Below are 12735 nucleotides of genomic sequence, written 5' to 3' on the forward strand. Positions count from 1 at the left end.
CTCACGCGTGCTCCTCCGCTGGTGGGGTAAGGGACGCGCCCCCCATCAGGGTGAGGCGCTCGACGTACTTGGCGATGAGGTCGGCTTCGAGGTTGACGCGGCTGCCCACCTCGAGCTCGCCTAAGGTGGTGAGCTCGAGCGTGTGCGGGATCAGCCAGAGGGTAAAGTCCGTCGGGGCGAGCTCCGGGGACGAACCGCCGGGGCCGCCGACGTCGACCACGGTCAAGCTCACGCCGTCGACGGTGACGCTGCCTTTAGGAATGAGGTACTTGGCGAGCGCCTCGGGGGCGCGCACGGTGAGGACGTACGCCCCCGGTTCGCGCCGCACCCGCCGCACCTCACCGACCCCTTCGACGTGGCCGCTCACCAGGTGTCCACCCAGCCGCCCGCTTAGCTGCAGCGCCCGCTCAAGGTTGACCCGCGCGCCGGGGTGCCAGCGTGGCGCCGTCTTGGCGAGGGTCTCTTTGGAGAGCTCGACGGTAAACGCCCCCTCGGCGAGCGCGACGGCGGTGAGGCAGCAGCCCGAAACCGCGACCGAGTCGCCGAGTTCGAGCCCCTCTAGCACCGCGCGCGCCGCGATCACAACGCGCAGGTCGCCGCCCGCGCCCTCGGTGGGCTCGGTGTGCACGACGCGCCCGACCTCTTCGACGATACCGGTAAACATCTACGCCCCCTCCCGCGCCAGCTCGCGTTCGGGGGTGTCGGCGGGCTCGGGGTAGTGCACGCGCCCCGTCACCAGCAGATCCCCCCCGACCTCCTCGGTGGTGAGACCGCTCAAGGTGATCGCCCGCTCCATCTCGGTGACGCCGAGCCCGCCCAGAGGGCTCGCCCCGCCGCCGCCCAGGAGTTTGGGGCCGATAAACACCGCCACGCGGTCGACCGCCTGCACCTCGAAAAACGACCACGCGAGGGTGCCGCCCCCCTCCAGGAGGAGCGTCTGCACCCCCACCTCTTTAAGGTGCGCCAGGGCGCTACGGACGTCGGCGCGGCCCCGCGTCTCGGGGAGGACGACGACCTCGGCGCCCCGGTAGCGTAGCGCCGCGACCCGGGCCGCGGGCGCGCGCTCGGTGACAAAGAGCGTGACGCGCGCCGCCTCGCCCTGCGGGTCGGGGTGAAAGAGCTGCGCCGTCGGGGGGGTGCGCGCGACGGTGTCGAAAACGACCTTGTGTGGGGTGTGCCCCCCCGGGACGCGGCAGGTGAGCAGCGGGTCGTCGAGGAGCACGGTGTTGACCCCGACCGCGACCGCGCTCAGGTGTGCGCGCCAGCGCTGCACCCGCTCGCGCGCCGCCGGACCGGTGATCCAGCGCGAGCGCCCCGTGCGGGTAGCGATCTTGCCGTCTAGCGTCATCGCGGTTTTGTAGAGCACCCAGGGGCGGCCCCGGAGGTGCACGGTGCGAAAGACTTCGTTCTGCGCTTCGGCCTCGGCGGCGAGCACCCCCGTGACCACCTCGACGCCGGCGGCTTGCAAGCGCGCCACCCCGCTGCCGTCGACGCGTGGGTCGGGGTCGAGCGCGGCGATCACCACCCGGCGCACCCCGGCCTCGAGGATCGCCTCGGTGCAGGGGGGGGTGCGGCCCGTGTGGTTGCAGGGCTCGAGCGTGACGTAGAGCGTCGCGCCGCGCACCCTTGCGCCGCGCGAGCGCGCGTCTTGCAGGGCGCGCACCTCCGCGTGCGCCTCGCCGGCGCGCTCGTGCCACCCCTCGCCGATGATCTCATCGTCGCGGACGATCACGCAGCCGACCATCGGGTTGGGGGCGGTGCTGCCGCGTCCGCGCTCGGCGAGCTCCAGAGCGCGGCTCATGTAGCGTTCGTGTTCGGCCAAGGGTTCGGTTGCCGCGCCGCTCACGGGCGACCTCCGCAGCCGTAGCGTGGGTAAGCGATGTGATAGCAAAGCATAACGCGCAGCGCTGGGCTGACCCCAGCCTGCAACCTCCTTCTCTCATCCGGACTGTCACCGTCGGTTCCGGAGTTTCACCGGATCGGGCCCGGGCGCGGCTTTATCGCCTCGATTGCGCGGGCTTCGCGGACTGTACCGCCGGTAGGGACTTTCACCCTGCCCCGAAGGAATATGGAGCGCCCTTGGGCGCTTCTCTTAGTATATGCCTCTGGCGGGCGCCGCCTGTAGGCTGATCACCCGGTAGGTTGATCACCCGCGGGTTACTTCCGGCCACCTCGCCGGGCTCGCGCTAGCACTTCAGCCGCGCCCCTCTGGGCGCCTTTAACGCAGGGTGAGGCGGCTTGGTATACTCGAAGCTCGCCGGGGGCTGCACGACAACCGATGACGACGGGTGAGGGTGAGCCGGCAGCGTGCGGCGCCGACCGGGGAGAGCCTATGGGAAAAGCTTCGGAAAGGTCTGGGTCGCGCCGCGAGGGGGAGGCGTCGGGTGCCGAGGTGGAAGCCCCGGGAGGCGCGCTGGGGCGACCCGACGGGAGCTTAGAGGAGCTGGCGGCGCGCGTCCGCCTCCTCGAGCGCGAAAACGCCGCCCTAAGGCGCAGCCTCGGCGACCGCGGGTGGCTCCTTGACGCGCTCGACGCGACCAACAACACGGTGATCGTCACCGACCCCAACCAAGAGGACAACCCGATCATCTACGTCAACCGCGGCTTCGAGCAGCTGACGGGGTATACGCGCGAGGAGGCGCTGGGGCGCAACTGCCGCTTTTTGCAGGGGGACGACACCGACCAGGAGGCGCTGCCGGCCTTGCGCGAGGCCGTGCGCGAGGGGCGCGACATCCGCGTGGTGCTGCGCAACTACCGCAAAGACGGCTCGCTGTTTTGGAACGAGCTCTACGTCACGGCCGTCTGGCGCGACGGGGTGCTCGCGTACTTTTTCGGGGTACAAAACGACATCACCCCCCTCGTCGAGGCGCAGCGTCAGCTCAAGCTGCTCGAGGCGGCGGTCGAGCAAGCAGACGAGTCGATCGTGATCACCGGCGCCGAGCTCGAGCGGCCAGGGCCTCAGATCCGCTACGTCAACCGGGCCTTCGAGCGCCTTTCGGGCTACCGCCGCGACGAGGTGCTCGGCAAAACGCCCCGGGTGCTGCAGGGCCCCAAAACGGACCCGCAGGTGCTCGCCCATCTGCGGCAGCGCCTCCTCGGCGGCGAGGTGTTTCGGGGGGAGACCGTCAACTACCGCAAAGACGGTTCGGCGTTCGTCAACGAGTGGCACATCGCGCCGATCCGTTCGGGCGCCGGGGAGATCACGCACTGGGTGGCGACGCAGCGCGACGTCACCGAGCGCCGGCAGCTCGAGCGCCTCGTCGCCGAGGCGGCGACCCGCGAGCAGCAGCGCGTCGCTCGCGACCTGCACGACACCTTGGGGCAACACCTGGCGGGGACGGCGTTTTTGGCCCGCAACCTGGCCACGCGGCTGCGCGGCGCGGGCGCCCCTTACGCCGACGAGGCCGCGCGCGTCGCCGAGCTCGTGCAGGAGGCGGTGGCGCAGACGCGGAGCCTCGCGCGCGGCCTCTTTCCGGTCGCGCTCCAAGAGGGGGGGCTGCGCGACGCCTTGGAGGCGCTCGGCCGTAGCGCCCACGAGGTGTTCGGCGCGCCCTGCACCGTGCACGTCGCGGAGGACGTGGCGGTCAGCAGCGAGGAGGCCGAGCAGCTCTACCGCATCGTGCAGGAGGCGCTCAGCAACGCCTTGCGCCACGGGGGGGCGCAGCGCGTCGACATCACCCTGCAAACCCGCCGCGGCGCACGCGTCCTAACGGTGAGCGACGACGGAGTCGGTTTTCCGCCGGAGGTCCTCGGGGCGCAGCACGGTGCGGGGATGGGGTTGCGCATCATGCGCTACCGCGCGCAGCTTATCGGCGCTTCGTTAGGGCTCGCCAACGAGGGGTTGCCGCGGGGTGACGGCCGCGGCGCGCGCGTCACCTGCGCCCTGTTGGGGCGCCCCCCGACCGAGGAGCCGGCTCGAGGCTAGACAGCACGAAGCGCGCGGTATGCTGACGCATGACCTTTGACGACAAGCTCTCCGCCTACGCCGAACTGATCACCCACGTCGGCCTCAACCTGCGAGCGGGCCAGCAGCTGCTCGCGACCGCCCCCGTCGAGGCGTCGCCGCTCCTGGCCAAGGTCGCCGAGGCCGCCTACAAGCGCGGGGTGCGTTACGTGCACCCTGTTTACAACGACGACGGGGTCACCTTGGCGCGCTTTCGCTACGCGCCGCGCGATTCGTTTGACCTCTACCCGAGCTGGTTGGCGCGGGGGATGCTCGAGACCCTGGAGGCCGACGGCGCCCGGTTGTCGGTCACGGGCAACGACCCCGACCTCTTAAAGGACCAAGACCCCGAACTCATCGCCACCGCGCAGCGCCGCGCGCAGACCGAGCTGCGCCCCTTTATGGCCAAGGTCATGAACGACGCGGTGAACTGGTGCGTGGTCGCTGCCGCGACCCCCGCGTGGGCCGCCAAGGTCTTCCCGGACGCCCCCGAAGGGGAGCGTTTGGGGCGTCTCTGGGACGCTATCTTTCGCGCGGTGCGGGCGGACGGGCCGGACCCCGTGGGCACCTGGGAGGCGCACCTCGCGGCGCTGCAGCGGCGCCGCGAACACCTCAACGCGCGCCGCTACCGCGCCCTGCGCTACCGCGGCCCCGGCACCGACCTCACCTTGGGGCTCGCCGACGGGCACATCTGGAAGGGGGGGGCGTCGCAGAGCGCGGCCGGCACCCGCTTCGTCGCCAACCTCCCGACCGAGGAGGTCTTCACCGCGCCGCACCGCGCCCGCGTCGACGGGGTGGTCGCGAGCAGCAAACCGCTCTCGTACGCGGGACAGCTCATCGAGGACTTCTCGCTGACCTTCGAGGCAGGGCGCGTCGTCTCCGCTAAAGCCGCGCGTGGCCAGGAGGCACTAGACCGCCTTCTAGACACCGACGAGGGCGCCAGGCGCTTGGGTGAAGTCGCGCTGGTGCCGCACAGCAGCCCCATCTCGCAGAGCGGCCTGCTCTTTTACAACACGCTCTTCGACGAAAACGCCGCCTCGCACCTCGCCTTGGGCCGCGCCTACCGCTTCTGCGTAGAAGGCGGTACGACCATGAGTGACGACGAGGCCCAGGGGGTCGGGCTCAACGACTCGTTGACGCACGTCGACTTCATGATCGGCTCTTCTGAGATGGACGTCGATGGGGTGCGCGAAGATGGCGCGGAGGAACCGGTGATGCGCGCTGGAGAGTGGGCGTTTTAGAACCCCTTCAGTGCGCCGACGCACCGCATGCTGCACGCAGTACGCGTGCCCGTTCTTGCTCACGGGTGTCCCGTCAGGTGAGGCCCAAGCCCGTGACGGTACGTCAAGTGGCGCTGTGAGACAATAGCGGGGTGCTAGAGCGCGCCCAACACGTCCTGCAGACCGTCTTCGGCTACCCCGCCTTTCGCGGTTTGCAGGCCCAGGTCATCGAGCGGGTCGCCCGCGGCGGCGACGCGCTGGTTCTCATGCCCACGGGCGGCGGCAAGTCGCTCTGCTACCAGATCCCCGCCCTCTTGCGCCCCGGCGTCGGGGTCGTCGTGTCGCCGCTCATCGCCCTCATGAAAGACCAGGTCGACGCGCTTTTGCAGCTCGGGGTGAGGGCGGCGTACCTCAACTCGAGCCTCTCTTCCCAAGAGGCTGCGGCGGTCGAGCGGGCGCTTTTGGCGGGTGAGCTCAAGCTCCTCTACGTCGCCCCCGAGCGCCTCCTCACGCCGCGCTTTCTGTCGCTTTTAGCGCGCGCGCAGCTGGCGCTCTTCGCGGTCGACGAAGCGCACTGCGTCTCGCAGTGGGGGCACGACTTCCGGCCCGAGTACCTCGGGCTCTCGGTGCTCGCCGAGCGCTTTCCGGGGGTGCCGCGCGTGGCGCTCACCGCGACCGCCGACGAGGCGACGCGCCGCGAGATGGTCGAGCGCCTCTCGCTGCAGCGGGCGCAGCCGTTCGTCTCCTCCTTCGACCGGCCCAACCTCCGCTACACGGTGGTACCCAAAGCGGGGGCGAAGGGGCAGTTTTTGAGCTTTTACCGCGCCCGTCATCAAGGGGGTGCGGGCATCGTCTACTGCTTGTCGCGCCGGAGCGTCGAGGAGACCGCCGCTTGGCTCGTCAAAGCGGGGGTAGAGGCCCTGCCCTACCACGCGGGGCTCAGCGCCGCGGTGCGCCAGGAGCACCAGGAGCGCTTTTTGCGCGAGGACGCTCTGGTGATGGTCGCGACCATCGCCTTCGGGATGGGGATCGACAAGCCCGACGTGCGCTTCGTCGCGCACCTCGAGCTGCCCAAGAGCCTCGAGGGGTACTACCAGGAGACGGGCCGCGCCGGCCGCGACGGCGACCCCGCCGACGCCTTTATGACCTACGGCCTAGAGGACGTGGTGACGCTCCGGCGCCTTTTGGCGCAGTCGAACGCGCCGGAGGCGGTCAAGCGGCTCGAGGCGCGCAAATTAGAAGCCCTGCTCGGCTACTGCGAGACGGCCCGCTGCCGCCGCCAGGTGCTCCTCGCCTACTTCGGCGAGACGCTCGCGGAGCCCTGCGGCAACTGCGACACCTGCCTCGCGCCGGTCGACACCTTCGACGGCACCGTGGCCGCGCAAAAGGCGCTCTCCACAGTTGTCCGCACCGGCCAGCGCTTCGGGGCGGGGCACGTCACCGACGTGCTCTTGGGCAAGTTGACGCCCCGCGTGCGCTCCCTGGGGCACCATGAGCTCAGCACCTTCGGCATCGGCGGCGAGCTCAGCGAGCGCGCCTGGCGGAGCGTGTTGCGGCAGCTCGTGGCGGCGGGCTACCTGGCGACCGACGCCGAAGGTTACGGCACCTTGAAGCTGACCCCGCGGAGCACCCCCCTGTTGAAGGGCCAGGAGACGCTGCGGCTGCGGCGTGACCCCACGGCGGCGAAAGCGAAGGCGGCGGTCAAGGGGGGGCAGGCGGCCCCCGCCGACCCCGCCCTCTTCGAGCGGTTGCGCGCCCTTCGCGCGCGGCTCGCGAGAGCGCAGGGGGTGCCGGCCTACATCGTCTTCGATGACAAGACGCTCCGCACGATGACGGAGCTGAGGCCCCGCACGCTCGCCGAGCTGCGCCGCGTGCCGGGGGTCGGCGAGGTGAAGCTGGCCCGCTACGGAGAGGCCTTTTTGGAGGTGCTGCGCGCACCCCCGTCCTAGCGCACCACGCTCCCGCTCGCGAGGTCGCGGTCCAAAACCGACACGCTGAGGTTCCCCTCGCTGTCTTCGGCGGCCAAGATCATCCCTTGGGACAGCACGCCGCGCAGCTTTACGGGTTTGAGGTTGGCGACCAACACGACCTTTTTGCCGACGAGCTCCGCGGGCGTGTACCACTCCCGGATGCCCGAGACGACGGTGCGCTCTTCGGGGCCGAGTTTAACGGTCAGCACGAGCAGTTTGTCGGCTTTGGGGTGCGCTTCGGCCTTGAGAATCTCGGCGACGCGCAGCTCGAGCTTGGCAAAGTCGTCTAGGGTCACTTCGGGAAGGTGTTCCAAGGCTGTCTCTTTCGGCTCTAGGCTGTCGTTTAAGGCGGCGAGGTCGACGCGCGGAAAGAGCGGCGCGCCCGGTGCGGTCGGCGTCCCCGCCGGCGTCAGGCCCCAGGTCGCAGCGTCTTGCAGGGTGTAGTCGCCTTTCAGGCCGAGCTGCTGTTGCAGCTCGGCCGCTTTCGTCGGGATGACGGGGGAGAGCAGGATGCTCGCGCAGCGCAGCGCTTCGACGCAGCCGTAGAGCACCGTGTCGAGGCGCCCTGCTGCCCCCTCTTTGGCGAGCACCCAGGGTTGGGTCTCGGCGATGTACTTGTTCGCTTTGCGCACCGCCTCCAACACGCTCTCGATGGCGCGGTCGAACTGCAGGGCGTCGAAAAGCTCCGTCATGCGCTCCGGCAGCCCCACGAACGCGTCCCTAAGTGCCTCGTCGATGGGCTCTAACGGCCCCGGCGCCGGCACCACGCCGCCGCGGTACTTGCCCAGCATCCCGAGCGTCCGGTTGAGGAGGTTGCCGAGGTCGTTGGCGAGGTCGGCGTTGATGCGCTCGGCCAAACCCACCTCGCTAAACGAGGCGTCTAACCCGAAGGTCATGTCACGCAGCAGGTAGTAGCGGAAGGCGTCGTTGCCGTACTTGTCCTTGAGGTCCAAGGGGCGCACCACGTTGCCCTTGGATTTGCTCATCTTGCCGCCGTCGACGAGCCAGTAGCCGTGGACGTTGAGGTGCCGGTACAGGGGTAACCCGGCGGACTTGAGCATGGTCGGCCAGAAGACGCCGTGGGGCTTCAAGATGTCCTTGGCGATAAAGTGCTCGACAAACGGCCAGTAGCGTTCGACGGCGTCGCGGCTTTTAAGCGCCGAGTAGTAGTTGATCAGCGCGTCAAACCACACGTAGGTCACGTGGTTCTCATCCCACGGCAACGGGATGCCCCAGGGCACGCGCGACCGCGGGCGGCTGATCGAGAGGTCGCCGATGGGCTCGCGCAGGATGCTCAAGACTTCGTTGCGGTAGCGTTCGGGGCGAATGAGCTCGGGGTTCTCCTCGAGGGTTTCGCGCAGCCACGGGCGGTAGCGCTCCATCCGGAAAAAGTAGTTCTCCTCGCTGCGGTACTCTAGCGGGATGTCGTGCTGCGGGCACTTGCCGCCCTCGAGCTCCTTGTCGGTGTAGTAGCGCTCGCAACCGACGCAGTAGAGCCCGCCGTACTCGCCGAAGATGATGTCGCCGGCCTCGTACACGCGCGTTAGCACCTCGTGGACGACCGCCTGGTGGCGCGCTTCGGTCGTGCGGATAAACTCGTCGTAGGCGATACCCAGAGAGTTCCAGGTGTCCTGGAACTTCTTCGCGACCCTGTCGGTGTACGCCTGCGGCGAGAGCCCCGCGGCGTCGGCGGCCTTCTGGATCTTTTCGCCGTGCTCGTCGGTGCCGGTCAAAAACAGGGTGTCGTCGCCTTTAAGGCGGTGAAAGCGCGTGACCACGTCGACCAGGGTGGTCGTGTAGGCGTGGCCGATGTGCGGTTCGGCGTTGACGTAGAAGATGGGGGTCGTGGCGTAGTAGACCCCTCGTGTCTGCGCCTCCGCCGTCCGCGCCCCTGCCCCTGTCGTCTGTGGTCGTTCGGTCGGTGCTGGCGTGTCCTTACCCATCCTTGATCTCCTCATAGGCCGTCGGGTCAAAAAGCCGCGTCAAAAACCGGGTCAAAAAAAAGAGGCGCTCTTACGCAAGCGCCTGGAAACGGATAGCGAGCGCTTAACCGAGGCCAGGTCGGCGTTGCAGCGGCATAGGGGTCACCGGACCCACCTCTCGTGCGGCTGCGACCATTCGGCGCGTCATGCGCTGAGTATAGCAGATGGCTCGCGGCGCGCCCTTCGCGGGATGTGCTACAGTCTCTCTCACCGCCGTTTCATGGTCAGGGTGGTAAGAAGCGCAACTTGGAAGAGGTGGCTATGGCGGAGCTTTTCATCGTGGGCGTCGACGGCAGCGACGGGGCGCGCCGCGCGGCGGCGTTTGCCGCCAAAAGGGCGCGCTGCGTAGGGGCCAAGGTGCTGCTTTTGGGCGTGATCGAGTGGTCGCGCTACGCCTTTTACACCCCCGAGGAGCTTGAAACCCGCGGGCGCGACAAGCAGCGGGCGACCGAGCGGGCGGAGCGCGAGGTGCTGCGCCCGCTCGCCGAGTCGTTGCAGGGAGAGGGGCTCGAGGTGAGCTGTCTGGTGCGCCACGGCCACGCCGCCGAGGTGATCCAAGCGCTCGCCGAGGAGCGCGGTGCGAGCGAGGTCTTCGTCGGCCGCGAGGGCCGCTCGCCCTTCGTGGGGGCGCTTTTCGGTAGCGTCACGCACCGCATCGTGAGCACCTCAAACGTGCCCGTGACGGTGGTGCCCTGATGCGGGCGCGCTGGCCCTAACGCTGGGGCTGACCGGCACGGGGGTCGCCCAGACGGCCGGGGGGATCGACGACGCCATCAACCGCGCCCTAACGCCCTTTGCGGACGCGGTCTCGAGCGTTATCTTCTTCTCGGTGCCCGTCGGCGAGGCGCAGCTCCCGCTTATCGTGGTGTGGTTGATCGTCGCGGCCCTCTTTTTCACCTTCTACTTCAACTTCATCAACTTCCGCGGTTTCCGCCACGGCTTCCGGCTGATCCGCGGCGACTACGACGACCCGGAGAGCGCGGGCGAGGTGACGCACTTTCAGGCGCTGGCGACCGCCCTGTCAGGAACCGTCGGTCTCGGCAACATCGCGGGCGTCGCGGTCGCGGTGTCGGTGGGTGGGCCCGGCGCGACCTTCTGGATGATCCTGGCGGGGCTTTTGGGGATGGCGTCGAAGTTCGTCGAGTGCACCTTGGGCGTCATGTACCGCACTGAGTACCCCGACGGGCGCGTCTCGGGCGGCCCCATGCACTACCTGCGTAAAGGGCTCGCCGAGCGCAACTTGGGTGGCCTCGGGCGGGCGCTCGCGGCGTTTTTCGCGGTGATGTGTATCGGCGGTTCGCTGGGTGGCGGCAACATGTTCCAGTCGAACCAAGCGTACCAGCAGGTGGTCAACGTCACGGGCGGCGACGCCTCGTTTTTCGCGGGGCGCGCCTGGGTGTTCGGGCTCTTGGCGGCGCTCGCGGTCGGCGCGGTGATCATCGGCGGCATCAAAAGCATCGCCCGCGTGACCGAAAAGATCGTCCCCTTCATGGCCGTGACGTACATCAGCGCCGCTTTGGTGATCCTGGTGGCCAACGCCGCGCAGATCCCGGCGGCGTTCGGCGCGATTATAGACGGCGCCTTTAGTCCCGAGGGGGTCACGGGCGGCTTTATCGGGGTCTTGATCCAGGGCTTTCAGCGCGCCGCTTTCTCCAACGAAGCGGGCATCGGTTCGGCGGCCATCGCGCACTCGGCGGTCAAGACCAAGCACCCGGTGACTGAAGGCATCGTGGCGCTCAACGAGCCCTTCGTCGACACCGTCGTGGTCTGCACCATGACGGCTTTGGTCATCGTCATCACCGGCACCTACACCCAGGCGGGGCTAAGCGGGGTAGAGCTGACCTCGGCGGCCTTTGCCCAGAACATCGCCTGGTTCCCCTACGTGCTGGCCCTGGCGGTCGTGCTCTTTGCGTTTTCCACCATGATCTCGTGGTCGTACTACGGCGTCAAAGCGGCGACCTATTTGTTCGGCGAGTCAGCCCTTACCGAGACGCTCTTTAAGGTCGTCTTTTGCACCTTTACCCTGATCGGCGCGGTGATGCAGCTCGACGCCGTGATCGCTTTTTCGGACTCGATGATCTTTGCGATGTCGCTCGCCAACGTCGTGGGGCTCTATATCCTCGCGCCCGAGGTCAAGCGGGCGCTCGGGGCCTATTGGCGCGACATCGAGAGCGGCGCGATCCGAAGCCGGCGCGAGCTCGCCCGGACGGGGGACTGACGGGCCGGGGTGTCTGTGGGGCAGCCGCTAGTGTCATGGGCGTAGGGGGGCTACAACGGGGTGGCGCCGGATAACGGTGCCCACTTAGGAGGGGGACGTATGGCAGACCACCAGAGCGACCTGCTGGCGCGCGCGCGTGTGGGGGGCGCACCTTCGCACCTCGCGCTGAGCCGCCGCCGCTTTCTGCAGTTTGGCGCCGGTGCGCTCGCGGCCCTCGGGTTGAGCGGCCTGCGCGTCGGCCGCGCGCAGACGCTGGCGCGGGCAGCTTCGGCGCCGGCGCGGCCGCTCCCCGCTTACGCCGAAGACCTCGGCCGCTATCCCTTCTCGCTCCCCGAGCTCGGCTACGCCTACGGCGCGCTCGAGCCCGTGATCGACGCCGAGACGATGACGCTGCACCACCAGGAGCACCACCAGAGCTACGTCGACGCGCTCAACGCGGCGCTTGCGGACTACCCCGAGCTGCAGGGCCGCACCTTGGGCGAGCTGCTCACCACCCTCCCCGAACTGCCCGAAGAGGTGCGGCAAGACGTGCAGAACCAGGGGGGCGGGCACCTCAACCACGCGCTGTGGTGGCGTTGGGTGGCGCCGGGGGGGAGCCGCGAACCCGTCGGGCGCTCGGCGGAGCGCATCGCCGAGACCTTTGGCGACTTGGAGGGCCTTAAAGAGCCCTTTAACGCCGCGGCCGACGCGCGCTTCGGCTCCGGTTGGGCGTGGCTCGTCGTGGACGAGAGCGGCCGGCTCTCGGTGCTCTCGACGCCGAACCAGGACCACCCCATCAGCCAGGGGCTGGTGCCGCTCCTGGGCCTCGACGTCTGGGAACACGCCTACTACCTCTCGTACCGCAACCGCCGCCCGGAGTACATCAACGCCTTCTGGGAGGTGGTCAACTGGGACGCCGTCGAGGAGCAGCACGGCGTCGCGGCAGCGCTCTTCGGGTTTTAGGGGGGCTCAGCGCCCGTCGCCGACCCTTCCTAGGTGCGTCTCCCCGAACGCCTCCGGGAACTTGAGGCCGTAGCCGAGGAGGCGGTCTAGCGCGATGTGCGCCGCCCAGATGAGGGCGACGTGGAGCGCTACGGGGGCGGAGAAAGCCACGCCGATGAGCGCGAGCGCTGCGGGAAGGGGGTAGGTGTGGAGCAGGTTGTAGCCCATCGCGCCGACCCTCGGTCCCGCGAGGTAGGCGAGGATGCCGAGGTCGGGGGCCAAAAAGAGAGCGGCGAACAGCCACCAGCCGCCGCCAAAGCGTGCGTAGAGAGCAAGCAACACGGCGAGTTCGGTGGCCGCTTCGGCGCGCAGCAAAAGGGGTGGCAGGAGTAGCTGCCGGGGCTTAGAGGCTTTCAGAGCTGTAGGGGTCACGCAACATCTCCTCGAGGTCTTTAAGGCGAACGTCGTTCACCTTCGCTAT

Annotated in this window: 10 protein-coding genes and 1 riboswitch; of the genes, 6 read left to right on the plus strand and 4 right to left on the minus strand. The window is 68.8% G+C overall.

The features are described 5' to 3' along the window. Position 1: 1 nt before the first annotated feature. Positions 2-664 carry a riboflavin synthase gene (locus tag TRAD_RS01380; protein WP_013176789.1) on the minus strand — a complete coding sequence of 221 codons (663 nt, stop codon included), beginning with the start codon at positions 662-664 and terminating at the stop codon, positions 2-4. Then, complete coding sequence (gene ribD, locus TRAD_RS01385; RefSeq protein WP_013176790.1) at positions 665-1846, minus strand: bifunctional diaminohydroxyphosphoribosylaminopyrimidine deaminase/5-amino-6-(5-phosphoribosylamino)uracil reductase RibD; 1182 nt, start codon at positions 1844-1846, stop codon at positions 665-667. Positions 1847-1927: 81 nt separating this feature from the next. Next, positions 1928-2070: riboswitch (FMN riboswitch) on the minus strand. 322 nt (positions 2071-2392) lie between these two features. Between ribD and TRAD_RS14945 the strand changes: the two genes are divergently transcribed. The 3 genes from TRAD_RS14945 to recQ all read left to right on the plus strand — a co-directional run bounded on the left by TRAD_RS14945 (position 2393) and on the right by recQ (position 7112). Then, positions 2393-3925 carry a PAS domain-containing sensor histidine kinase gene (locus TRAD_RS14945; RefSeq protein WP_245523521.1) on the plus strand — a complete coding sequence of 511 codons (1533 nt, stop codon included), beginning with the start codon at positions 2393-2395 and terminating at the stop codon, positions 3923-3925. Positions 3926-3954: 29 nt separating this feature from the next. Next, entirely contained in the window at positions 3955-5184 is a 1230-nt protein-coding gene (locus TRAD_RS01395) for an aminopeptidase (protein ID WP_013176792.1), read from the plus strand. A 131-nt stretch (positions 5185-5315) separates the two neighbouring features. Beyond that, positions 5316-7112 (plus strand): DNA helicase RecQ, encoded by a 1797-nt coding sequence (gene recQ / locus TRAD_RS01400; RefSeq protein WP_013176793.1) that lies wholly within the window; start codon positions 5316-5318, stop codon positions 7110-7112. Here the strand turns inward: recQ and metG are convergent. Further along, the gene (gene metG, locus TRAD_RS01405) at positions 7109-9076 is read right to left on the minus strand and encodes a methionine--tRNA ligase (protein WP_013176794.1); all 1968 of its coding nucleotides are present in this window, start codon (positions 9074-9076) and stop codon (positions 7109-7111) included. The genes recQ and metG overlap by 4 nt on opposite strands. Positions 9077-9376: 300 nt before the next feature. Between metG and TRAD_RS01410 the strand changes: the two genes are divergently transcribed. The 3 genes from TRAD_RS01410 to TRAD_RS01420 all read left to right on the plus strand — a co-directional run bounded on the left by TRAD_RS01410 (position 9377) and on the right by TRAD_RS01420 (position 12275). Continuing rightward, positions 9377-9811 carry a universal stress protein gene (locus tag TRAD_RS01410; RefSeq protein WP_013176795.1) on the plus strand — a complete coding sequence of 145 codons (435 nt, stop codon included), beginning with the start codon at positions 9377-9379 and terminating at the stop codon, positions 9809-9811. Positions 9812-9821: 10 nt separating this feature from the next. Continuing rightward, complete coding sequence (locus TRAD_RS01415) at positions 9822-11333, plus strand: alanine/glycine:cation symporter family protein (RefSeq protein ID WP_041947087.1); 1512 nt, start codon at positions 9822-9824, stop codon at positions 11331-11333. 99 nt (positions 11334-11432) lie between these two features. Continuing rightward, positions 11433-12275: a superoxide dismutase gene (locus tag TRAD_RS01420; protein WP_013176797.1), complete on the plus strand. Its 843-nt coding sequence runs from the start codon at positions 11433-11435 to the stop codon at positions 12273-12275. A 6-nt stretch (positions 12276-12281) separates the two neighbouring features. Here the strand turns inward: TRAD_RS01420 and TRAD_RS01425 are convergent, their stop codons facing one another. Further along, positions 12282-12686: a DUF4260 domain-containing protein gene (locus TRAD_RS01425; RefSeq protein WP_013176798.1), complete on the minus strand. Its 405-nt coding sequence runs from the start codon at positions 12684-12686 to the stop codon at positions 12282-12284. Positions 12687-12735: the final 49 nt, after the last annotated feature.

Source organism: Truepera radiovictrix DSM 17093 (assembly GCF_000092425.1).
GTDB classification, from domain to species: domain Bacteria; phylum Deinococcota; class Deinococci; order Deinococcales; family Trueperaceae; genus Truepera; species Truepera radiovictrix.